Annotated in this window: 22 protein-coding genes; 3 read left to right on the top strand and 19 right to left on the bottom strand. The window is 64.8% G+C overall.

Annotated features, from left to right (window positions below; translation table 11 throughout):
- Window positions 1-27: 27 nt before the first annotated feature.
- The 7 genes from AKL29_RS15370 to AKL29_RS15340 all read right to left on the bottom strand — a co-directional run bounded on the left by AKL29_RS15370 (window position 28) and on the right by AKL29_RS15340 (window position 5,227).
- Entirely contained in the window at window positions 28-306 is a 279-nt protein-coding gene (locus tag AKL29_RS15370; RefSeq protein WP_038381721.1) for a hypothetical protein, read from the bottom strand.
- 146 nt (window positions 307-452) lie between these two features.
- Window positions 453-1,202: a cation efflux transmembrane domain-containing protein gene (locus tag AKL29_RS15365; RefSeq protein ID WP_050384771.1), complete on the bottom strand. Its 750-nt coding sequence runs from the start codon at window positions 1,200-1,202 to the stop codon at window positions 453-455.
- Between the two features lie 151 nt (window positions 1,203-1,353).
- Window positions 1,354-1,656, bottom strand: coding sequence for a copper-binding protein (locus AKL29_RS15360; protein WP_050384848.1), 303 nt, complete (start codon window positions 1,654-1,656; stop codon window positions 1,354-1,356).
- Window positions 1,657-1,685: 29 nt separating this feature from the next.
- A complete protein-coding gene (locus AKL29_RS15355; RefSeq protein ID WP_028335355.1) occupies window positions 1,686-2,159 on the bottom strand; it encodes a cupredoxin domain-containing protein in 474 nt (157 codons plus the stop codon).
- A gap of 41 nt (window positions 2,160-2,200) precedes the next feature.
- Window positions 2,201-3,556, bottom strand: coding sequence for a multicopper oxidase family protein (locus AKL29_RS15350; protein ID WP_050384847.1), 1,356 nt, complete (start codon window positions 3,554-3,556; stop codon window positions 2,201-2,203).
- A 12-nt stretch (window positions 3,557-3,568) separates the two neighbouring features.
- Entirely contained in the window at window positions 3,569-4,993 is a 1,425-nt protein-coding gene (locus AKL29_RS15345) for a TolC family protein (protein WP_050384770.1), read from the bottom strand.
- Between the two features lie 9 nt (window positions 4,994-5,002).
- The gene (locus AKL29_RS15340; protein WP_317247383.1) at window positions 5,003-5,227 is read right to left on the bottom strand and encodes a hypothetical protein; all 225 of its coding nucleotides are present in this window, start codon (window positions 5,225-5,227) and stop codon (window positions 5,003-5,005) included.
- Here AKL29_RS15340 and AKL29_RS43670 point away from each other — a divergent pair.
- On the top strand, window positions 5,214-5,762 hold the full coding sequence (locus AKL29_RS43670; protein WP_193395220.1) for a hypothetical protein: 549 nt from the start codon (window positions 5,214-5,216) through the stop codon (window positions 5,760-5,762). The two genes, AKL29_RS15340 and AKL29_RS43670, sit on opposite strands and share 14 nt — an antisense overlap.
- A gap of 210 nt (window positions 5,763-5,972) precedes the next feature.
- Here AKL29_RS43670 and AKL29_RS15330 read toward each other — a convergent pair whose 3' ends face one another.
- From AKL29_RS15330 to AKL29_RS15305, 6 genes are all read right to left on the bottom strand, one after another.
- On the bottom strand, window positions 5,973-9,140 hold the full coding sequence (locus tag AKL29_RS15330) for an efflux RND transporter permease subunit (protein WP_050384768.1): 3,168 nt from the start codon (window positions 9,138-9,140) through the stop codon (window positions 5,973-5,975).
- Complete coding sequence (locus AKL29_RS15325; protein ID WP_050384767.1) at window positions 9,137-10,579, bottom strand: efflux RND transporter periplasmic adaptor subunit; 1,443 nt, start codon at window positions 10,577-10,579, stop codon at window positions 9,137-9,139. The genes AKL29_RS15330 and AKL29_RS15325 overlap by 4 nt, the downstream gene beginning before the upstream one ends.
- An 11-nt stretch (window positions 10,580-10,590) precedes the next feature.
- Window positions 10,591-10,992, bottom strand: a complete 402-nt coding sequence (locus AKL29_RS15320; protein WP_050384766.1) for a FixH family protein — start codon at window positions 10,990-10,992, stop codon at window positions 10,591-10,593.
- Window positions 10,993-11,091: 99 nt separating this feature from the next.
- Window positions 11,092-11,493, bottom strand: a complete 402-nt coding sequence (locus AKL29_RS15315; RefSeq protein ID WP_050384765.1) for a hypothetical protein — start codon at window positions 11,491-11,493, stop codon at window positions 11,092-11,094.
- 86 nt (window positions 11,494-11,579) lie between these two features.
- Window positions 11,580-13,757, bottom strand: coding sequence for a xanthine dehydrogenase family protein molybdopterin-binding subunit (locus AKL29_RS15310; protein WP_050384764.1), 2,178 nt, complete (start codon window positions 13,755-13,757; stop codon window positions 11,580-11,582).
- A gap of 3 nt (window positions 13,758-13,760) precedes the next feature.
- Window positions 13,761-14,222, bottom strand: a complete 462-nt coding sequence (locus tag AKL29_RS15305; RefSeq protein ID WP_028335347.1) for a (2Fe-2S)-binding protein — start codon at window positions 14,220-14,222, stop codon at window positions 13,761-13,763.
- A 181-nt stretch (window positions 14,223-14,403) separates the two neighbouring features.
- Here AKL29_RS15305 and AKL29_RS15300 point away from each other — a divergent pair, with 181 nt between their 5' ends.
- Window positions 14,404-15,285 carry a LysR substrate-binding domain-containing protein gene (locus tag AKL29_RS15300; protein WP_028335346.1) on the top strand — a complete coding sequence of 294 codons (882 nt, stop codon included), beginning with the start codon at window positions 14,404-14,406 and terminating at the stop codon, window positions 15,283-15,285.
- Between the two features lie 371 nt (window positions 15,286-15,656).
- A complete protein-coding gene (locus tag AKL29_RS44875; RefSeq protein ID WP_244482053.1) occupies window positions 15,657-16,163 on the top strand; it encodes a hypothetical protein in 507 nt (168 codons plus the stop codon).
- A 141-nt stretch (window positions 16,164-16,304) separates the two neighbouring features.
- Here the strand turns inward: AKL29_RS44875 and AKL29_RS15285 are convergent, their stop codons facing one another.
- The 6 genes from AKL29_RS15285 to AKL29_RS15265 form a co-directional block, all read right to left on the bottom strand.
- The gene (locus AKL29_RS15285; protein ID WP_050384762.1) at window positions 16,305-17,858 is read right to left on the bottom strand and encodes a winged helix-turn-helix domain-containing tetratricopeptide repeat protein; all 1,554 of its coding nucleotides are present in this window, start codon (window positions 17,856-17,858) and stop codon (window positions 16,305-16,307) included.
- Between the two features lie 154 nt (window positions 17,859-18,012).
- A complete protein-coding gene (locus tag AKL29_RS15280; protein WP_028335342.1) occupies window positions 18,013-18,450 on the bottom strand; it encodes a DUF5658 family protein in 438 nt (145 codons plus the stop codon).
- 150 nt (window positions 18,451-18,600) lie between these two features.
- Complete coding sequence (locus AKL29_RS43345) at window positions 18,601-18,765, bottom strand: hypothetical protein (RefSeq protein WP_167350399.1); 165 nt, start codon at window positions 18,763-18,765, stop codon at window positions 18,601-18,603.
- 452 nt (window positions 18,766-19,217) lie between these two features.
- Complete coding sequence (locus AKL29_RS15275; protein WP_050384761.1) at window positions 19,218-20,126, bottom strand: heme o synthase; 909 nt, start codon at window positions 20,124-20,126, stop codon at window positions 19,218-19,220.
- A gap of 140 nt (window positions 20,127-20,266) precedes the next feature.
- The gene (locus AKL29_RS15270) at window positions 20,267-20,674 is read right to left on the bottom strand and encodes a cytochrome C oxidase subunit IV family protein (RefSeq protein ID WP_050384760.1); all 408 of its coding nucleotides are present in this window, start codon (window positions 20,672-20,674) and stop codon (window positions 20,267-20,269) included.
- A gap of 8 nt (window positions 20,675-20,682) precedes the next feature.
- Window positions 20,683-21,405: a heme-copper oxidase subunit III family protein gene (locus AKL29_RS15265; protein WP_050384759.1), complete on the bottom strand. Its 723-nt coding sequence runs from the start codon at window positions 21,403-21,405 to the stop codon at window positions 20,683-20,685.
- Window positions 21,406-21,414 lie beyond the last annotated feature (9 nt).

The raw sequence follows: 21,414 nt of genomic DNA, 5'->3' as shown, positions 1-21,414 counted from the left end.
GCGAGCTCCCCAGGATTACGGGGCGACTTACGGATAATGCTCGAGGCGACGATCGGGCTTTTGCGGGCGGCTCGCCCCCACCGTGTTGCCCGCAGCGCCGGCATCCGGCTTGGCCGGACGCGCGGCCTTCTCCACCGGCGGCCCGCTGTCGCCGGTCTTCTTGGCGCTGTTCAGCGCCTCGCCGGTGGTGGTCACGTTGGCGGCCTGCCCGGCCCCCGCCGAGCCGGCCGAAGGGCCGGAGCTTTGCGCCAACACGGTTCCCGATAGCACCAATGCCGCCATCAGTATTGCCGCGTTGATTGTCATGGAGGGGGCCTTCTGTGCGCGAATGATGCACAGCAACGCGCCGCTGCCACGGACGTTCCCACGGAGCCATCATTTAAGGTAAATGCGCGGCAAATTTCCGCCCTGGCGCGGCCTGTCGCAGGAAGCACCGGGCGCTTGCGGCTTCCTCAGCCATGCGCCGCTGACGGGCTGCGTAGTGCCGCCTCGCGATATTCGGCCCATGCCTGCCGCAGGATTTGTACCGACGAGGTGAGGAATATCACCGCCATCACGGCGGCGACGGCAAGGTCAGGCCAGGCCGAGACCGATCCCCACACGCCGAGGGCGGCCGCCATCACGATGAGGTTTCCGATCGCGTCGTTGCGCGAGCAGAGCCAGACCGAGCGGACATTGGCATCGCCGTCCTTGTACGGCAGCAGAAGCAGAACCGAGCCTAGATTGGCCGCGAGTGCCAACGCGCCGATGGCGCCCATCACCTCGGCCTTCGGCACGCCGAGCACGAACGTCTGGTAGACGGTCGAGCCGAACACCCACAGCGCCATCAGGCTCAGCGACGCGCCCTTCAACAGCGCGGCGGAGGCGCGCACGCGCAGGCTGGCGCCAATCACCGCAAGGCTCAGTCCATAGGTGACCGTATCGGCAAGGAAGTCGAGCGCATCGGCCTTGAGCGCCTGCGATCCGGCAAGCTGACCCGCGATCATCTCGGTCAGGAACATCGCGCCATTGATGCCGATGACCGTCCAGAGCACGCGCTTGTAGCGCGGATCGAGACCGTCAAAGACTGGAACGCCGCCCGAGCAGCCGCACATATCGGCCGCGCGATCGCGGTCCCCTGCCCTCACGCCGGCCTTGATCGGCAGCGCCAGCGGCGGTGGTGCGCAGCATTCGGCGGTCTTCTGCCCGCAGCAATCGTTCATTGCTCGTCCTTCCAGGCGACAGGATAACGCCGGCCACGTAACGCATTCAAGCCGATCCATCTCGAACAGCTCCGGCGATCATGCGTCGCCGGTTCAAGGGCTGCCGGCTGCGTTTAGGCGGCAGCCCAATCTGCTGATGCGGGCCGTCGCCTCACTTCGCCTTCTGGATCGCGGTGACGGTGTAGCCGCCGTCGCCCTCCTGGGCCTCGAACTGGACCTTGTCGCCGACCTTGACCTGCTTCAGCAGCGCCGGATCCTTGACCCGGTAAACCATCGTCATCGGCTCGTCCATGCCAAGGCTCTTGGCGGGGCCGTGCTTGAGCGTGATCTTGCCCGCGCCCTCATCGATCTTCTTGACCTCGCCATTGATCGCGGCGGCCTGCGCGAGCGCCGCGCCCAGGGTCAGAGCCAGCGCGAACGCGCCGGCGCCGGCAAGTTGGATCATCCTGTTCATCATTGTTGTGCTTTCTTTCGCTGCTGGTTTCATTTCACGATGACGCGGCCGGTCATGCCGTAGTCGCGGTGATCCGGGATCAGGCAGGAATATTCAAACGTTCCGGCCTTGGTGAACTTCCAGACGATCTCCGCACTCTTCTTCGGTGCGAGGCGAACGCCGTTCGGATCGTCATGCTCCATGTGCGGATGCTTCTTCATCACTTCGGCATGCTTCAGATTCTCTTCGGTGGTCGCGAGCAGGAATTCGTGATCCTCGGTGCCCGCGTTGCGGATCACGAAGCGGATCTGCTCGCCGCGCTTGACCTCGATGCGGAACGGCGTGAACTCCATCTCCTTCATCTCGACCTCGACCGTGCGCGAGGGCTTGCTCGGATCGCCGGGCTCGCCGGCCGAATAGGATTCGTGGCCGTGCTTCTCGTGGCCGCGCGACGGCACGGCGGTGACGGACAGCGCAATCAGCACGATGCCTATGCTGGTGAGTTGCTTCACTGGATTCTCCATTCTGTGTTTGATGCTTGTCGTTGGTGAGTGAGCCGGATCCGCTACATCTTCATTCCCTTCATCGATGGCTTGGCTTTTTGCCTGGGCGCCGCCGGCGGCCGGCGCGCGGGCTCGGCGGCGGGCGCCTCGACCTCATAGGCAACCGTGCCCGGCGGATATTTGTACGGTCCGGGGTCGGCGTAATCGTCGCGGCCGAGCCCCTCGCGGATCTTCATCACCGTGAACATGCCGCCCATCTCGATCGGCCCGAACTGCCCGGTGCCGGTCATCATCGGCAGCGTGTTGTCGGGCGCGGGCATCTCCATGTTGCCCATCGCCATACCGGTCGATCCCATTACCATCGCGTCGGGCGCGAGCTTGCCGACCGCCTTGGCCAGATCCTGGCGCGACACGCCGATGAAATTTCTGACGTCGTGGCCCATCGCATTCATCGTGTGGTGCGACTTGTGGCAGTGGAACGCCCAGTCGCCCGGATTGTCGGCGAGCATGTCGAACGCCCTGACCGCGCCGACCGGCACGTCGGTCGTGGTCTCTGGATACTGCGCTGACACCGGCACCCAGCCGCCGTCGGTGCAGGTCACCGCGAAATTATGCCCGTGCACATGGATCGGATGGTTGGTCATGGTCAGGTTGCCGATCCGCACGCGGATCCTGTCGCCGAGCCGGATCGGCATCGGATCGATGCCGGGATAGACGCGACTGTTCCAGGTCCACATGTTGAAGTCGGTCATCTCATTGACCTTCGGCAGATAGGTGCCGGGGTCGATGAGGTAGCTGCTCATGATGAAGACGAAGTCGCGGTCGACGGCACGGAACGCCGGATCGCGCGGGTGCACGATGAACATGCCCATCATGCCCATCGCCATCTGCACCATCTCGTCGGAATGCGGGTGGTACATGAAGGTCCCGCTGTGCTTCATCTCGAACTCGTAGACGAAGGTCTTGCCCGGCTTGATGTGCGGCTGGTTGAGCCCGCCGACGCCGTCCATGCCTGACGGCACGATCATGCCGTGCCAGTGCACCGTGGTGTGCTCCGGCAGTTTGTTGGTGACGAAGATGCGGACCTTGTCGCCCTCGACCGCCTCGATGGTCGGTCCCGGAGCCTGACCGTTATAGCCCCAGAGATTGGCCTTCATGCCGTCGGCGAATTCGCGCACCACGGGCTCGGCGACGAGATGGAATTCCTTCCAGTCGCCGTTCATCCGCCACGGCAGCGACCAGCCGTTGAGCGTCACCACCGGCCGGTAGTCGGGCCCGCTGGTTGGATGTAGCGGCGGCTGCATCACCACCTTGTCCATGGTCGGCGCTTCGGGAATGGCGGCGGCCTGGACGCGGCCGCTGACCGCGCTTGCCGTGACCAGCGCCGCGCTGCCCAGAAATCCTCGTCGCGAAAACATGTGCTGCTCCATTCAGTGACCGCCGCCGGCCGCGGGCTGCGCGGCCGAGGCGATGGAAGACGGTGTCGATGCTGCGCCGGCCGAGCCGCCGCCGTTGATCGCGGTCTGCAGCTCGGACTGCGCCAGAAGGAAGTCGCGCCTGGCGTCGATCGCCGCGCGCAGCGAGGCGAGCCGCTGCCGCGCTTCGGTCAGAAGCGCGAACACGTCGACCTGCATGCTGGAGAAGCGCAGCTGCATCTCCTCGGTGATGATCTGCCGCAACGGCAGCACCTCGCGCTGGTAATGGCGCGCGATGTCGTAGCTCGAGCGGTAGACGCGGTAGGCGTCGCGCGCCTCGGAGCGGACGTTGATCGCCTTCTCGGTCAGGCGGTTCATCGCCTGGCGGTAGGTCTCCGCCGCCTGGCGTACTCGCACCTCGCCGCCGTCGAAGATCGGGATCTGGAACTGGACGTCGAAGCCGCGCTCCCTGAACGGCGGGGCTTCGGGATCGTGCGTCCGCTTGTCGATGCCGGCGACGTCGAGCAGCGTGACGAAGCGCGTCGCCTCGGTGAGATCGAGCGCCTTGGCGAGCGCGACGATCTCCATCCGCGCGATCTGCAGGTCGACGCGATGGCCGACCGCGGCGATCTCGATCGACGGCTGTTCCAATGGCCGCTTCGGCAGCAATGGCAACTTGCCGGGAATCCGGAAGCCGAGATCGTCATCCCACAATCCGAGCAGACGCGCCAGCCGCTCGCGCGAACTCGCCGCATTCTGCCGCGCGCTGGCGAGGTCGGCGGTGATCTCGGCGTAGAACACCTGCTCGCGGGCCTGGTCGAGCTTATTCATGCCGCCGGTCTCGCCGAGCTTTTTGGCGAGCTGCGCGGTCGACTCCGCGGTCGCCTTCGCATCCGTCAGCAGCGCGACCGTCTCGTTCGCGGCCACCGCCGCGACGTGGCTGCGCCGCACCTCGGCGGCAAGCCGCAAGGTAGCGAGTGCGGCCTTGAGCTGCGCCTGGCGGAAGCGCTCGCGCGCGATCTCGGAGCGGGCCGGAACGGTCGCGAGCGCCAGGATGTCGCCGACCACCTGCCGCTCGAGCTCGCTGGCGCCGTTGCCGGCGATGCGGGAGACCGAGAAGGTCGGGTTCGGCGGCAGGCTCTCGGCGACGTAATCGGTCTCCGCCAGCGCCAGCTCGTTATAGGCGGCCTGCAGCCCCTTGTTGTTCAAGAGCGCAACCTGCACGGCGGCATCCGCCGTCAAAATATGCGCGAGCAGCCGCTTCACCGCGGCGTCGACGGTCGCGGCCTCATCCGCAGACCGCACAAAGGCGACGTCCTTGCCGATCGCCTGCTCGGTCACCTCGGAGACGACGCCCATGCCGGTGTCGGGCGAGAACGACGCGCATCCCGCGAGCGCGGATGTCAGCAGCAGGATCGGCGTGATGGCCAGATATCGCATGGCGCCCTCCTACCTGTCCGACTTCGAATTGGCCGGCGGCGTCACGCCGTCATTGCGCTCGCGCCAGGGCAGCGGCGTCGACGGACGCAGGCTGCTGTAGGGCGCGATCGTCGAGCGGTAGCCGACCCCGGCCGTCCCCGCCGCCGGATTTGCCGGGTCACCTGCGACGGCGACCGGCCGGCCGTCGGCCATGCAGCCGGCGAGCGGCGCAGATGTGAGGATGACGGCGGCCATCCGCGACAAGAATATCGATGGCGCGCGCCGGCCCAGCCTGTTGCCAAGCCTGGTGGCCACGGCGGCGAGCCTCGCCCCGAGATGCGAATACATGGATCTGTCCGATCATCCGATGAATAACAGGCGTGCCCACGCAAGCGCGCGGCGCAGCCACGATGTCAACGAAAGATCAGGCGATGGGGGGACGATAGAGCCGCGCCGGCGCCTCGCTTCGCAGACTCTGACGGGCCTCGGAAAGGCGCGTGGCGATCGGATGCTGGGGACCGGCGACGAATGGAAGATCAGCCGGCAGCGCCGATACGCACATCAACGCGCAGCACGGCCCCGGCGGATTCTTGCCGTCGTGGCTGTGCTTCGCAGGTGGTTCAGCGGCATCGGCCGCGCGATGCATATGCATGCCGCCATGATCGTGGACGGCATGATCGTGCACGACGCCTTCGGCATGCGCCATCGGCATCGCATGCACATGCGCCGCGGCGGCGGGCTGCACCTCATCGGTCAGGCACGGAAACGGCGCCCCGAATGCGAGCGCTAAGGACGGCGCGAGCACGCAAAACAGATAGGCCAGGATGATGGAACATCCTGCCCGCACCCGCCCTGCCCTCGTCAATCGCACCAACACCCGCCTCGCGTCTCCAACCACCCGCAAGCTGACCGCAAATCAGCCTGCCGCAAACCGTCCTATATACCCCCTTGGGGTATCATTCAATCCGGTTTGACTCCACGAACAGACGTCATGTTTCCATCACATCCTTGCCTCACGGCGTGCGGCACAGGAAGCAACTTCGCGTACCGACACTTCCGCTTTTATCTTGATGCCCTTCACGACGGCGAAGATCGCGGGAATCACGATCAGCGTCAGCAAGGTCGACGAGATCATGCCGCCGATCATCGGCACCGCGATGCGCTGCATGATCTCCGAGCCGGTGCCGGTGCTCCACATGATCGGCAACAGCCCGGCCATGATCGCGACCACCGTCATCATCTTAGGCCGGACGCGCTCGACCGCGCCCGCGATGATCGCGCGATTGAGATCGTCACGATCGATCGTGCGTCCCTCGGCGGCGCGGCGCGCCGTGATCTCGCCCAGCGCCTGGTTGAGATACATCAGCATCACGACGCCGGTCTCGGCGGCGACGCCGGCGAGCGCGATGAAGCCGACCGCGACCGCAACCGACAGGTTGAAGCCGAGCGCCCACATCAGCCAGAAACCGCCGACCAGCGCGAACGGCAGCGACAGCATCACGATCATCGTCTCCGCCACCGAGCGGAAATTGAGGTAGAGCAGCAGGAAGATGATCGACAGCGTCACCGGCACCACGATCCTGAGCCGCGCGGCGGCGCGTTCCAGATATTCGTACTGCCCGCTCCAGACCACGTAGGTTCCGGGCGGAAACTGCACGCCGGCCTGCACCGCGCGCTGCGCGTCCGCGACATAGCCGCCGAGATCGCGATCGCGGATGTCGACATAGATGTAGGTCGCGAGTTGCCCGTTCTCGGTCCGGATCGTGGTCGGCCCGCGCGCCGGTTTGATGTCGGCGACCTCGCCGAGCGGCACCGCGCCGCCCGCCGGCATCGGCACCAGGATGTCGCTGGCAATCGCGCCCGGATTGTCGCGCAAATCGCGCGGATAGCGCATGTTGACGGTGAAGCGCTGGCGTCCCTCGACCGTCGTCGTCACGCTCTGGCCGCCGAGCGCGGTCGCGATGGTGTCCTGCACGTCCTGCACCGCGATGCCGTAGCGCGACAAGGCCTCACGGTTCGGCGTGATCTCGAGGTAGTAGCCGCCGACGCTGCGCTCGGCATAGGCCGACGAGGTGCCGGGCACGCCCCGCACCACCTGCTCGACCTGTCGGGCGAGCTTGTCGATCACGGCGAGATCGGGACCGATCACCTTGACGCCGACCGGCGTCCTGATCCCTGTCGAGAGCATGTCGATGCGCGCCTTGATCGGCATGGTCCAGGCGTTGGAGACGCCGGGAAATTGCAGCGCCTTGTCCATCTCCGCGATCAGGCGGTCGAGCGTGAGGCCGGCGCGCCATTGCGCTTTCGGCTTCAGATTGATGACGGTCTCGAACATCTCCGACGGCGCCGGATCGGTTGCGGTCGCGGCGCGGCCGGCCTTGCCGTAGACCGAAGCGACCTCCGGAAAGCTGCGGATGATGCGGTCCTGCATCTGCAGCAGCTCTGCCGCCTTGGTCACCGAAATCCCCGGCAGCGTGGTCGGCATGTAGAGCAGCGTACCCTCGTTGAGGTCGGGCATGAACTCGGTGCCGAGCTGCCGCGCCGGCCAGATCGAGACGGCGACGGCGCCGAGCGCCAGCAGGATCACCAGCGTCTTCGCCCGCAACACGCCGTTGATGACCGGACGGTAGATCCAGATCAGAAAGCGATTGATCGGATTTTTGTGCTCGGGGACGATCCTGCCACGGACGAAGATCATCATCAGCGCCGGCACCAGCGTCACCGACAACAGCGCCGCCGCCGCCATCGCGAACGTCTTGGTGAAGGCGAGCGGCGAGAACAGCCGCCCCTCCTGCGATTCCAGCGTGAAGATCGGCATGAAGGACACGGTGATGATGAGCAGGCTGAAGAACAGCGCCGGCCCCACTTCTGCCGCGGCCTCGATCAGGATCGCGACCCGCGACCGGCCGGGCTCGGCGCGTTCCAGGTGCTTGTGCGCGTTCTCGATCATCACGATCGCCGCATCGATCATGGCACCGATCGCGATCGCGATGCCGCCGAGGCTCATGATGTTGGAGCCGATGCCGAGCAGCTTCATCGCGCCGAACGCCATCAAGACGCCGACCGGCAGCATCAGGATCGCGACCAGCGCGCTGCGGACATGCAGCAGGAACAGGATGCAGACCAGCGCGACCACCGCGCTCTCCTCCAGCAGCGTGCGCTTCAGCGTGTCGATCGCCGCATAGATCAGATTGGAGCGGTCGTAGACCGGCATGATCTCGACCGACTTCGGCAGGCTGGTCGCGATCTCCTTGAAACGCTTCTTGACGTTCTCGATCACGTCGAGCGCGTTGACGCCGAAGCGTTGCAGCACGATGCCGCTCGCCACCTCGCCCTCGCCGTTCAGTTCAGCGATGCCGCGCCGCTCGTCGGGGCCGAGCTCGACGCGGGCGACATCGCGCAGCAGCACCGGCGTGCCGCTGTCGGTCTTCAGCACGATGTTGCCGAGATCGTTGATGTCCTTCAGATAGCCCTTGCCGCGAATGACATATTCGAACTCGGAGAGCTCGACGGTGCGGCCGCCGACATCGGCGTTGCTGGCGCGAATTGCATCGCGCATCCGTTGCATGGTGATGCCGCGGTCGCGCATCCGCTGCGGATCGAGGATCACATTGTACTGCTTGACGAAGCCGCCGACGCTCGCGACCTCGGCCACGCCTTCCGCCCGCGCAAGCGCGAATTTCAGGTTCCAGTCCTGGATCGTGCGGGTGTCCGCAAGGTTCAGCTCTTTCGACATCACGGCATACTGGTAGACCCAGCCGATCCCGGTCGCATCGGGCCCGATGGTCGGCGAGACACCGGCAGGCAGCCGCGACGCCGCACCATTGAGGAATTCGAGCACGCGCGAGCGCGCCCAGTAGATATCCGTGCCGTCCTCGAAGATGACATAGACGAAGGAGACGCCGAAGAACGAGAAGCCGCGCACGACCTTCGACTTCGGCACCGTCAGCATCGCCGTGGTCAGGGGATAGGTGACCTGGTCCTCGATCACCTGCGGCGCCTGGCCGGGATATTCGGTGTAGACGATGACCTGGGTGTCGGAGAGATCGGGGATCGCATCGAGCGGCAGATGCAGCAGCGCGTAAAGGCCCGCGGCTGCCGCAAAGCCGGTGCCGAACAGCACCAGCAGCAGGTTGCGCGCCGACCAGGCGATGACACGGGCAATCATCGCCGCTCCCCCGTCTTGTCGCCCTCGCCCGCCTGCGCAGCACCGGCCTCGGCAAAACCCTTGATCGCCGCCTTCAAATTGCTTTCGGCATCGATCAGAAACGTCGCGGAGGTCACGACCGCATCGCCCTCGGCGATGCCGTCGCGGATTTCGACATAGCCCTCGCCGCGCCGCCCGAGCTTGACCTCGCGCGGCTCGAACCGCCCGTTGCCGCGGTCGATCAGCACGCTCTGGCGGCTTCCGGTGTCGAGGATGGAATTATCAGCTACCGTAAGTACCGACGCCGCGCCGCCGGTGTCGATCTCCGCGTCGACATACATGTCCGGCAGCAGCGCGAGGTCGGCATTCTGCAATTCGATCCGCACCCGCGCGGTGCGCGTCTCCTTGTTGACCTGCGGATAGATCACGCTGATCCGGCCGACGAAACCGCGGCCGGGATAGCTGCGCGCGCGTACGGTCACGTTCTGCCCGACCACGATATTGCCGAGATCGCGCTCGGCAACGTCGACCAATGCCCACACGACAGAGACGTCGGCAATCCGGAACAGCACGTCGCCGGGCTGCGCGCGCATGCCCTCGATGGCGGCGCGCTGCAGCACGATGCCGTCGCGCGGTGACAGCCACTGGATCGCGATCGGAACCGTTCGGCTCTTCTCCATCTCGACGATAACCGGTTCGGGAACGTCGAGATTGGTCAGCCGCTGCTTGGAGCCGCGTCCGTAGGGCTCGATGTTGGCAGTCGCCTTCGACGTGATGGTCGCGACATATTCGGCCGCAGCGGACGATATTGCCGGGCTGTAGATCTCCATCAACGGCTGGCCCTTGGTCACCCGGCTGCCGGTCGTGACGTCGGCGACTTTCTGCACGTAGCTCTCGGCGCGCATTGCAATCACCGACACCCGCCGTTCGTCGAGCTGGATCGTGCCGGGTGCGCGGACCAGCGTACGGATGCGGCGCATCTGCGCGGGTTCGGACTTGACGCCGCTGCGCTGGATCCTGCCGGGCGACAGCGTGATCGAGCCGTCGTCGCTATCATCGCCGTCATAGACGGCGATGTAATCCATCCCCATGGAGTCCTTCTTCGGCACCGGCGAGGTGTCGGGAAGTCCCATGGGATTGCGATAATATTTGACCTTGCGCTCGCCTTTCGCGGCAGGCGCGCTCACGTCTGCCGATTGCCCGGGCCCGCCGGCACCTCCCTCGTCATCGGCAAACACCGGCAGATAGTCGCGCCCGTCAGGCGTCTTCTTCGGTGTCGCCGAATAGAACGACTTGCCGTCGGGATCGCGGTAGTAGATCGGCGCAGCAGTCTCCGCCGCCCGCGCGGCGGAGACGATGGCAGCGGTCACTGGCCGCGGCGGCAGGTTGCGGCCGATCCATGCGGCGCCTGCCGCCGCCGCGATCGCAGCGGCAGCGCCGGCCCATGTCAAGGCGCCCATTGCCCGGCGGCTCATTGCTCGGCCGTGACGACGAGCTTGTTCTCGACCGCGCCGGTCTCGCCCTGCACCTTGGCGCCGAGCGACAATTGCCAGCGGCCGGCCATGCCGAAGGTCGCCTTGAACCGGTAGGTGCCCCGTTCGGTGCCCGGTATCGGCGTCACCTTGGTAGCCATCTCCTGCATGCCGTCGGGCGCCATGTCGAGCCGGGTCGAGAAGATGACCGCGTCGGGCACGGCTTTCCCGCTCGTCTTGTCGACCAGCCGCACCGTGACGATGCGATCGGCACCCGCCTTGACGGTCGGCTGCACGAGCTGGAATTCGTAGTTCTTGATCTCGGCGTGGGCAGACATGCCCGTCACGGCAACGCCGATCAGCGCGGCGGCAGTGGCGCGCGCCAGGTGGAAAGTCTTCATCGTTATGATCCTCGATACGTCTGATGAACCGCGTGAGCGGCATGCAAAGGCACGCGCGCCATTGGCGCACGCGTCAGCGATCAGGCGCTGGCGCGCCCGTCAGACGTTGGTTCGAGGCGGATGATCGGGAGGTTTGGCGCCAAGGCCGTCGAGCAGACGGTCGTCATGGGCAGCGATCCGGCTGCGCAGCGGATCGCGCTCGATCAGCGACATGGCGCCGGCGGGCACCGGCAGCGAAACGCTCAACATGCAGAGCGCGAGGAACGGGCAGTCGTCGCAGCCCTTGCTCTTGCCCTGCTCCGGACAGCACGGCATGTCGTCGGCCGTCGCCTGCTCGGACATCGCCTGTCCAGACATGGCGTGATCGTCCGGCATCGCCTGCATCGCAGCGGCCGAGGCATCCGGCATCGTCCGGGCAAATGCCGGCGCCACGGGCGCGAGCAACAGCCCGACCGCGACGAGCAGCAGAATCCAGGGATTGGCGAGCCGCCTCAGATGCATGCCCGCTTCTCGCACGGATCAGCGCACGGCGCAAATCCGTCCGGCTTCACGATCGCGCCAGCACCCGGGGGAGCTCTCACTCGCCCCTAGGTCTGCTTCAACAGCGCCGGATCGACCGGCATCTTGCGCAGCCGCTTGCCGGTCGCCGCGAAGATCGCGTTGCTGATCGCCGGCACGATGCCCGAGGTTCCGGTCTCGCCCATGCCGCCGGGCGGCTCGCTGCTCGGCACGATATGGACCTCGATCGCCGGCGCCTGATCGATGCGCAGCATCTGGTAGCTGTCGAAATTGCTCTGCTCGACGCGGCCATCCTTGAGCGTGATCTCGCCGTAGAGCGCCGCGGTGACGCCGAAGTTGATGCCGCTCTGCAGCTGCGCCTGCACCGTGTCGGGATTGACCACGATGCCGCAATCCATCGCGCAGACGACGCGGTGGACACGGACCGAACCGTCCTTGGCGACCTCAACCTCGGCGACCTGCGCGAGGTAGCTGCCGAACACGAATTGCAGCGACACGCCGCGTCCGCGCCCGGCCGGCAGCTTGCCGCCCCAGCCGGCCTTGGCCGCCGCGAGCTCGAGCGCCGCCTTGGCGCGCGGCGACTTGCCGAGCAGCGCGCGGCGGTAGTCGACCGGATCCTGCTTCGCCGCCGCCGCCAGCTCGTCGATCACGCTTTCGGTGACGAACACGTTGTGCGAGGGCCCGACGCTGCGCCAGAACGCGGTCGGAATGCCCGGCGGCTCGACCCGGACATATTCGACGTGGAAGTTGGGGATGTCGTAGACGAGATCGATCGCGCCCTCGGTCGTGTCGGGGTCGAGCCCGTTGCGGAACGCCGGCGGCGCCCATCGCGCCAGCACCGACGAGCCGGCGAAGCGGTTGTTCCAGGCGACCGGCTTGCCGGATGCATCGAGGCCGACCGCAATCCGGTCGCACCAGTAGGGCCGGTACATGTCGTGCTGGATGTCCTCCTCGCGGGTCCACACCACCTTGACCGGTGCATCGACCTGCTTGGCGATCTGCACCGCGCGAATGACACCATCGACCTCGAGCCTGCGGCCGAAGCCGCCGCCGAGCAGATGATTGTGCACCACCACCTTCTCCGGCGGCATGTTCAGCACCTTTGCGGCCACCGCCTGCGCACGCGAGAGCGCCTGGCTGCCGACCCAGATCTCGCAACTGTCGGAACGCACGTGCACGGTGCAGTTCATCGGCTCCATCGTCGCATGGGCGAGGAACGGCAGTTGATAGGTCGCCTCGACTTTCGTCGCTGCGCCCGCCATCGCCTTGTCGGCGTCGCCGATATTTTGCGCGACCGCGCCCGGCTTCGTGGTGGCGGCTTCGAGCTCGCGCGCGATATCCGATGTGGCGAGCTTCGCGTGAGGGCCCTCGTCCCACTCGATCGTGAGCGCCGCCAGACCCTTCTTCGCCGCCCCCATGTGGTCGGCCACCACCGCGACTGCGTCGTCGAGCGTCACGATCTGGCGCACGCCCTTGACGGCTTTTGCCGCCGCATCATCGACGCGCTTCACCCGCCCGCCGAACACCGGCGACTGCGCCAGCGTCGCGACCTTCACCCCGGGCGGCCGCGCGTCGATGCCGTAGACCGCCGTGCCGTTGATCTTGGAGGGCGTATCGAGCCGCTTGGCCGGCGTGCCGATCAGCTTGAACTCGGACGGGCTCTTCAGCGTGACATTCTCCGGCACCGGCATCTGCGCCGCGTCAGTCGCCAGTTCGCCGTAACCCAGCTTGCGTCCCGAGGCTGCATGATGCACCTCGCCGTTCTCGGCGCGGCATGTCCCAGGCTCGACGTTCCAGCGCTTCGCCGCGGCCGCGACCAGCATCGCTTTCGCGGTGGCGCCGGCCTTGCGCATCGGCTGCCAGGCGCCGCGCATTGCGTTCGAATTGCCGGTGGCCTGCACGCCGAGCAGCGGGTTGGCGTAGAGCTTGTCACTCGGCGGCGCGTGTTCGAGCCGGACCTGCGTCAGGCCGATCTCTAGCTCTTCGGCGATCAGCATCGGGATCGAGGTGTAGGTGCCCTGCCCCATCTCGACATAAGGCATGGTCAGCACGACCTTGCCGTCGCCGCCGATCCGGACAAAGGCGTTCGGCGCGAAGCCGTCGGAGGCCGCCGCCTCGCTCTCGCGGCTCGCGAACGGCAGGCTCACGCTGAGCAGCAGGCCGCCGCCCGCGATCGCGCCGGCGCGGAGGAAGTTGCGCCGCGACAGGTCGGCGGCGCGCTCGGACAGATTGTCGATCAGCGTCATGGCTCAACCTCCCGACTGCGCGGCTTGCTTGATGGCTTCGCGAATGCGCACATAGGTGCCGCAGCGGCAGATATTGCCTGACATCGCTTCGTCGATATCGGCATCGGTCGGCTTCGCCTTGCCCGCGAGCAGCGCGGACGCCGACATGATCTGCCCCGACTGGCAGTAGCCGCATTGCGGCACCTCATGCGCGAGCCAGGCGTCCTGGATCTTCTTGCCCGCCGGCGTTTTGCCGACCGCCTCGATGGTCGTGATCTTGGAGTCGCCGATGCTGTCGATGGTCGTGATGCAGGAGCGCACCGCGGTGTCGTCGAGATGCACCGTGCAGGCGCCGCACAGCGCCATGCCGCAGCCGAACTTGGTGCCGGTCATGCCCAGCACGTCGCGCAACACCCAGAGCAGCGGCGTGTCGCCGTCGGCATCGACCGAATGACTGGTCCCATTGATCGTGATCTGGAAGGGCATCGTGACACTCCTGTCCTGGTTCGAGACGTGCGCGGACGACGCCCCTCCGGGCGCGTCCGGGCCAGATTCCAAGGGCATGGCGCAGGATCGCGCCAATTGCTCACTCATGGTAATAAATGCAGTTCCCACGCCCTATAAGTGGCGCTTTCATCCGCAGTGAAATAACCATTGGTTTATAATCATGGACCGACTGACCAGCATGTCCGTGTTCGCCCGCGTCGCCGATCTCGGCTCCTTCACCGCCGCCGCCAAGGAGTTGCGGATGTCGCCGACCATGATCGGCAAGCATATCCGCTTTCTCGAGGACCGGCTCGGCTCGCAATTGATCAACCGGTCGACCCGACGGCAGGGCCTCACCGAGCTCGGCCGCAGCTATCTCGATCACTGCAAGCAATTGCTTGAACAGGCCGAGGCCGGCGACGCGCTGGTCGAGGAGGCCCTGAGCGCGCCGCGCGGCAAGCTCCGGGTCGCGACCTCGGTCGCCTTCGGGTCGTATAGCCTGGCGCCCGCGCTGGTCCGCTTCATGAAGAAATATCCGGAAGTCTCGGTCGACCTCATCCTCAGCGACAGGATGGTCGATCTGCTCGAGGAAGGGCTGGATGCAGCGATCCGGGTCGGCACGCTGACCGACTCCACCATGATGTCGCGCTCGCTGTCGCCCTATACCGGCGTGGTTTGCGCAGCGCCGAGCTATCTCGCCGAACGCGGCACGCCGACCCATCCGGCAGATCTCGCCCGCCATGAATGCCTGCGCTACCCGGGCTGGTCGGACGGGCAGCGATGGACATTCTCGGGGCCGGAGGGCGAAGTGCATGTCGATGTCGCGAGCCGCCTCTTCATCAACAGCGCGTTCGGCATCCGCTATGCGGCGCTGGCGGGCGCCGGCATCGTGCTGATGCGCGACGAGCTGCTGGCCGACGATATCGCCGCGGGGCGGCTGCAGGTCCTGCTGCCAAACTACACGACGCAGACCCGCGCACGCCAGATCCTGTGGCCGAAGCACCGCAAGATGACACCGAAGCTGCGCGCGCTGATCGACTTCATCGTGGAGACGTACGGGTGAGACAGATCGCCGCGGCCAAACCGCTCAACGCGACTGGCCAAGGTTGTGACATCGCGACGGAGCGCGTAGGATGAGAATGTGCAATGAGGCCGTCGCGCCGATGCCGGGCGGCTTCCGTTCAAGTGAGGCGCGACATGCTGCCTGCCGAGGTTTGGACGCGCCTTCCCAGCTCGAGAATTGAAGATCTAAGCGACGCCGTTCGCGGCGCGCGCCTTGACGCGCCCCAGATGTCCAGCGGTCATCTCTCGGGCAGTCTCGTCTTTTCGAACTCGGACGGCATCGAGTCCAGCAGCGGGCTGATCGACGGGGGACAGTGCCGCGCCCACCGGATCGATCGGTGGACGTAGCCGAATTTAGCAGGAGATACACTGATGCTTGACTTGAAGCGTACTACGATGCTTGCAGCGTCCATCCTGACCGCCTCGATCATTGCGACGATGCCGCTTGAATCGGCGTCCGCAACGCTGCTCGGCGCGATGCCGATCGGTAATCACGTCGCGCAGTCATCCGACGTCGTTGCAGTCCGCGCGGCCGGCCGCCGTGGCGGCGCAGCGGTCGGTCCCCGCGGAGGTGCCGTCGTTCACCGTGGCGGCGCGGCCGTTGGGCCGCGCGGTGGCGCCTATCGCGGCCGCACCGCCGTCGTCGGGCCGCGCGGCAACGTCGCGGTTCGCGGCCGAACGGTGGTAGGAGGTGGCGGATGGGCGCGTCCGGGCCGGTATTACTGGCCAAGGGGCGGCGCAATCGCGGCCGGCGCTGCCATCGGGGTCGTGTCGGCGGCAACGGCTGCGGCGTGGGCCGGTGCCGCGCCGGCACCCGGCATGTGCTGGTACTATACCGATCCGTCCCGGACGCAGGGGTTCTGGGACTACTGCCGGTAATCGCCGCAGCGGGCGAGCCGATGTTGCGCCAGTGATGTCTCGCGCCTGCCCTGGCGGAGGCACCACTGGTTGGGTCACGAACATTCGGCTCTCGCGAATGCGCGCCCTATAGATCAGCCTGTCGATGCAGACGAGCACGGCTCACTCGGTCAATCCCGCTTTCCGAAAACCCTCGATCATCAGCTTCGCCGTTTTCGATAGCTGGCTCCGGGCGATCCACGCCGATATCGTGAACGCAGGATCGATCTCAAGCATGCGAGCCGCCGCCTCACGGGCTTCAGCGTCCCGTCCGAGATGGGCGAAAGCGGATGCGAGGCAGCGGTATGGCCCTGGATAGGAAGGGTTCTGACGGAGGGCTTTCTTCCCTGCAATGATGGCCTCGTCAAAGCGACGAAGCTCGATAAGGGCAAATCCCATCCCGGTAAACGCCGTGTATAGTTGCGGGTCTACCGGGCTCATGCGCATCGCACGTTCAAAACTCCGGATCGCTTCCTCTGGCTGCCCCGCAATCTTGTAGACCCAGCCTCTGCAGTTCCACGCGCGATATGAATTCGGGTTGAGCTTAACCGCCTGGTCGGACATCTCGATCTCAGTCTCACGATCGCCGACCAAAAGTGCCGAGGTCAAGGCAGCACTTGCCAACGTGCTTGGATCACCATCGTCGAGGCTCAATGCCAAGCGCATCAGCCGAATGGCTTCCTTGCGGTCGAATTGAGGATCGATAGCATAGCCCCTAACCACGTTTTCCGTGTGAGAGGCTCCTGCCAGGACAGCGGCCTCGGCAAACCCAGGGTCAAGCTCCAAGGCCCGCTGGACCAGTCGGACCGCCTTGGCCAACCCTTCGCGGGTCGCTGGCCGCACCTGCTGTATAGCCCGCAGATAGAAATCATATGCGGTGAGGTCTTCCGGTCGCCGCCGCGTTGCCATCGCAATTTCTGCTTGAAACAGCTTTGGCTGAATGGCTGAGACAACGGCGGCCGTGACTTCGTCCTGCAACGCGAAAATATCCGTCATGTCACGCTCGAACTTGTCCGCCCAGATGTGTGCGCCCGTAGCCGCTTCAATCAACTGGCCGGTGATGCGGACCTTCCCCGACGCGTTGCGCACTGCCCCCTGAAGGACATAGCGCACGCCAAGCCGGCGCCCGACTTCCTTGATGTCGACGGCCTTGCCCTTAAAGGTGAAGCTCGAATTGCGCGCGATCACGAACAACCATTTGAACCGCGAAAGCGCGGTCGTGATCTCCTCAACCATCCCGTCCGCGAAGTACTCCTGCTCGGGATCGCCGGACATGTTCGCGAACGGCAGCACGGCGATGGAGGGCTTGTCGGGTACCGCAGGGGCGCTCTCGGGCGCATCGCCCGGATCCGGACCTGCAACCTCTCGCGCCTCCTGCACCTGTCCGACGAAACGGAATCCCTTGCGTGGCAACGTCTTGATCAGCCGCTGCTCCTCCCCGGTATCGCCGATTGCGCTTCGGGCGACATTCAGCCGGGTCGTCAGTGCCGCATCCGAAACGCTGCGCCCGTTCCAAACGGCATTGATGAGGTCGTCCTTGCTGACGACGCGCTCCCTGTTGCGGATCAGATAATCGAGCAGATCGAACACCTGCGGTGCGATGCGGACGACGTCCGCCCCGCGATACAACTCGCGCCGGTCAAGGTCGAACGCGTAATCCTCGAAGAGATAGCGCAAGATGCGAATCCCCCTGGATAAGAGCCCCCGATAATTGGGTAGCGCCTTGGGCTGGCCGGAAATCGCAGAATAAGCTGCAGGTGAGGAAAATGTAAGCCACCGGTCAAGCCTACCCGGCGCTCTCGCGGCGACCTCGTGCCGGCTATGACGCGCCCTACTTCGTGCTTGCTATGATGAGAAGATTATTGAGTACGGGCGTGCAGCAAAACGCCGCCACGATCGCGATATTGTAAGGGTTGTTGCTGCGCCAAAGCAGCCACATCATGAAATAGGTCAAACCGAGCTTCGGGATCAGCCACCAGGGGCCGAGCCATGTCTGAGCGACATGCATGAACGGGTTCAACTCGCCGAGGCCGAGATTCAGGATCGTGTTGGTGGTGTAGAGATCGGCGATGCCAAGAAGCAGCACGGACAGCACGAGGAGCGTCTTGGCCAGGTAACGTGGCCCCAGAATAATCTCGTAAGCAAATGCGACGCCCTCCGGTACGTTTCGCTTGAACCACGACTGCGCGGCGTCATTGGTCGCGAAAATCTTCAGATGCTCCGGCTCGCCAACGGGCTTGCTTGTGTCGGTATAGACCCAGACTTTCATACGATTGCTCAAATATCTCTTTTCAAACCACAAAAAAGTATCATCTGCCGAGATGGTCATCTCGGGAGACCAAGGTAGCTCTGCCGTCGCCGTAAGGGTGATTCCGGAGAGTGGCGTTGCGTTGGCCTCGAGGTGCCGCCTCAGGGCGGTTCAATCGTTGCGGCGCTTCAGGTCCAAGCGTCCGATGCGTTCATCAATCAGTCGATTTAGCTTCTCGTCCCGCAGTGAATTCTTCCTAAACAGCCCGCCATGCAGCCGATAGGCAAGAAGGAGCAGGACAATAGCAGTGCCCCCGAGATAGTAGGACCAGTCCATTCTTGAACCGCGCCTGGTTGCTGCAATGGGCGAAGCTTAGGGCGAGCCTGTCCTGCTTGTCCAACGCTATCCTGTGCGCCGCACCTCTCCGTGCCCGAATGGATTGGCCTGATTTATGCTTGGAAATGACCGCATGCGGAGGACGCGCGATGAGGCGGGACCTTTTGGTTATTTGCGGCGGAATGCTGGCCACGGGCGCTATCGCCTGGATCCTGTTGGGCAACCCGGCGACCGGGCCACATATGCACGGGCTCCAGACGATGTCGGCAGATCAAGACTTGAGACTCGTCTCCCAGCGAAGTCCATATATGCGGGACGAGCGCTAGGGGCGTCCCTGGCAGGTGCTTCGCGAAATTCAATCACTGAGTTGCCCAACGGCGCAGGCCCGCTCGGCAACAATACTCGCTTTTTCCGAATATTGTCCTGCGGGCTGTCGATTCGAATGCGTTCAGTCAGTGGGACTGAGCGTAGGGAGCAGCACTCATCAGCAGCCCCCCGAAAAGCAGGACCAGATAGAGCATCGAAAACACAAACAAGCGACGAGCAGGCCGCCTTTCCTTGTCGTCGCTCCGGCGCAACTGCCATGCGAGAAAAATCATGATCGCTCCCAGCGTCGCCGCCGCCGCGCCATAGGCGGCTCCCGCGAACCCCAGCGCACAAGGCAGCAGTGAGATCGGAATCAAGAGCGCGCAATACAGAAGAATCTGGCGCTTTGTTTCGGTCCTGCCAGCCACGACCGGCAACATCGGCACACCGGCACGGGCATATTCTCCAGCAAGATTGAGCGACAGTGCCCAGAAATGGGGTGGCGTCCAAAGGAAGATGATCAGAAACAGGATAAGCGGCTCGAGCCCGACATGTCCTGTGACCGCAACCCAGCCAATCACCGGAGGGAGCGCACCGGCGGCCCCGCCAATGACGATATTCTGCGGCGTTCGGCGTTTGAGCCACATCGTGTAAACGACGACGTAGAAGAAGATTGTGAAAGCAAGCAGCGCGGCGGCGGCCATGTTCAGCAAGGTTCCGAGGGCCAGGACGGCGCACGTGCCGAGCATCAATCCGAAGACCAATGCTTCCGGGCGCGATACGCGGCCGCTGGGAATTGGACGGATGGCGGTACGCGCCATCACCGCATCGATGTCGGCGTCGTACCACATATTGAGCGCACCTGCGGCGCCGGCTCCCGCGGCTATGCAAAGAAGAGCAGCGAACCCGGTGAAGGGATCGATGCCGCCGGGTGCGACCATAAGACCGACCAGTGCGGTAAAGACGACCAGCGACATCACGCGCGGTTTCGTCAGCGCGACATAGTCTCCGATGTTGGCATAGCTCCGGCGAAGAATTGAACGATTGATTTGCACGAGACTAATTCCTCGTCGGTTCGAAAATGCCATCGGTTGAAGGCCTGCTTCGCAGGGTTCCGGACGATGTGGCGTGTCCTCCGCCTTCGGGACACCTTGCCTTATCCGGCATGACCCACGCGGTCATGGCCGTCCCGTTCTTAGCTTGCTGACGCGAAGAACATGACCCGAAGCAGATGCGTATAGTCGGATTCGAACATCATGATCCCGACAAAAACCAGCACCAGCACCGGCGGCAACAGGATGGCGTAGGCCAACGCCAACCGCTCCCAGGCCATGTGCATGAACACAGCGACGATCAGCCCGGCCTTCAGCACCATGAACAGCAGGATCAGCGACCATCGCAGGTGGCCGTGGATACCGAAATAGTCGACGAGATAGGAGCAGGTGCTGAGCACGAACAGCCATCCCCAGACCACCAGATAGAGCTTGATCGGGTGCTGCTGGCCCTCCGCATGCGCGGCGCCCGATGCCACCGCACCATGCACATAGCTGTGTAGCGCATGCTGTGCTGCCTGCCCTTCCACATGTACCGCTGCTTCTGTCATGCGCGACCTCACCAGAGATAAAAGAAGGCAAAGATGAACACCCAGACCAGATCGACGAAATGCCAGTACAGACCCATGATTTCGACGATCTCGTAGTAGCCCTTGCGGCTCGTGAAAAAGCCGCGCCGCTCGACGTCGAAGTCTCCCCGCAAGACCTTTCGCGCGATAGCGATCAGGAAGATCACACCGATGGTCACGTGGGTGCCGTGGAAGCCGGTGATCATGAAGAAGCAAGCGCCGAATTGCGGTGCGCCCCACGGGTTGCCCCAGGGCCGCACGCCCTCCATGATCAGCTTGGTCCATTCGAAGGCCTGCATTCCGACGAACGTCGCGCCGAATGCCGCGGTGGCCAGCATCAAGGCTGCCGTTTTGACGCGATCCCGGCGGTAACCGAAGTTGACGGCCATCGCCATCGTCCCGCTGCTGCTGATCAGGATGAAGGTCATGATCGCGATCAGGATGAGCGGGATGTGCTGGCCGCCGATGTTGAGTGCGAAGACCTCGCTGGGATTGGGCCACGGCACGGTCGTCGACATTCGCGCCGTCATGTACGACAGCAGGAAGCAGCTGAAGATGAAGGTGTCGCTCAGAAGGAAGATCCACATCATGGCCTTCCCCCAGGACACGTTCTTGAACGCGCGCTGGTCGGAGGCCCAATCGGCGGCGATGCCTCGCAATCCGGGTATCGTTCCGGGCCGCGCCTTGGGGGTTGCGAGTGTGGTTTCGGTCATCGCTTCCTG

It is taken from the genome of Bradyrhizobium pachyrhizi, assembly GCF_001189245.1.
GTDB classification, from domain to species: Bacteria; Pseudomonadota; Alphaproteobacteria; order Rhizobiales; family Xanthobacteraceae; genus Bradyrhizobium; species Bradyrhizobium pachyrhizi.
Note: the sequence above shows the minus strand (reverse complement) of the source record. Positions and strands in the feature narration are given on the sequence as shown.

Bases quoted from the DNA above. Each gene is read 5' to 3' on its own strand.
- AKL29_RS15350 (WP_050384847.1), bottom strand. From the start codon at position 3,556: ATGTTTTCGCGACGAGGATTTCTGGGCAGCGCGGCGCTGGTCACGGCA.
- AKL29_RS15265 (WP_050384759.1), bottom strand. From the start codon at position 21,405: ATGACCGAAACCACACTCGCAACCCCCAAGGCGCGGCCCGGAACGATA.
- AKL29_RS44875 (WP_244482053.1), top strand. From the start codon at position 15,657: ATGCTTGACTTGAAGCGTACTACGATGCTTGCAGCGTCCATCCTGACC.
- AKL29_RS15370 (WP_038381721.1), bottom strand. From the start codon at position 306: ATGACAATCAACGCGGCAATACTGATGGCGGCATTGGTGCTATCGGGA.
- AKL29_RS15355 (WP_028335355.1), bottom strand. From the start codon at position 2,159: ATGGAGAATCCAGTGAAGCAACTCACCAGCATAGGCATCGTGCTGATT.
- AKL29_RS15280 (WP_028335342.1), bottom strand. From the start codon at position 18,450: ATGAAAGTCTGGGTCTATACCGACACAAGCAAGCCCGTTGGCGAGCCG.
- AKL29_RS43670 (WP_193395220.1), top strand. From the start codon at position 5,214: ATGACGGCGGCCATCCGCGACAAGAATATCGATGGCGCGCGCCGGCCC.
- AKL29_RS15270 (WP_050384760.1), bottom strand. From the start codon at position 20,674: ATGACAGAAGCAGCGGTACATGTGGAAGGGCAGGCAGCACAGCATGCG.
- AKL29_RS15345 (WP_050384770.1), bottom strand. From the start codon at position 4,993: ATGCGATATCTGGCCATCACGCCGATCCTGCTGCTGACATCCGCGCTC.
- AKL29_RS15300 (WP_028335346.1), top strand. From the start codon at position 14,404: ATGGACCGACTGACCAGCATGTCCGTGTTCGCCCGCGTCGCCGATCTC.
- AKL29_RS15320 (WP_050384766.1), bottom strand. From the start codon at position 10,992: ATGAAGACTTTCCACCTGGCGCGCGCCACTGCCGCCGCGCTGATCGGC.
- AKL29_RS15325 (WP_050384767.1), bottom strand. From the start codon at position 10,579: ATGGGCGCCTTGACATGGGCCGGCGCTGCCGCTGCGATCGCGGCGGCG.
- AKL29_RS15330 (WP_050384768.1), bottom strand. From the start codon at position 9,140: ATGATTGCCCGTGTCATCGCCTGGTCGGCGCGCAACCTGCTGCTGGTG.
- AKL29_RS15305 (WP_028335347.1), bottom strand. From the start codon at position 14,222: ATGCCCTTCCAGATCACGATCAATGGGACCAGTCATTCGGTCGATGCC.
- AKL29_RS15315 (WP_050384765.1), bottom strand. From the start codon at position 11,493: ATGCATCTGAGGCGGCTCGCCAATCCCTGGATTCTGCTGCTCGTCGCG.
- AKL29_RS43345 (WP_167350399.1), bottom strand. From the start codon at position 18,765: ATGGACTGGTCCTACTATCTCGGGGGCACTGCTATTGTCCTGCTCCTT.
- AKL29_RS15310 (WP_050384764.1), bottom strand. From the start codon at position 13,757: ATGACGCTGATCGACAATCTGTCCGAGCGCGCCGCCGACCTGTCGCGG.
- AKL29_RS15340 (WP_317247383.1), bottom strand. From the start codon at position 5,227: ATGGCCGCCGTCATCCTCACATCTGCGCCGCTCGCCGGCTGCATGGCC.
- AKL29_RS15365 (WP_050384771.1), bottom strand. From the start codon at position 1,202: ATGAACGATTGCTGCGGGCAGAAGACCGCCGAATGCTGCGCACCACCG.
- AKL29_RS15360 (WP_050384848.1), bottom strand. From the start codon at position 1,656: ATGAACAGGATGATCCAACTTGCCGGCGCCGGCGCGTTCGCGCTGGCT.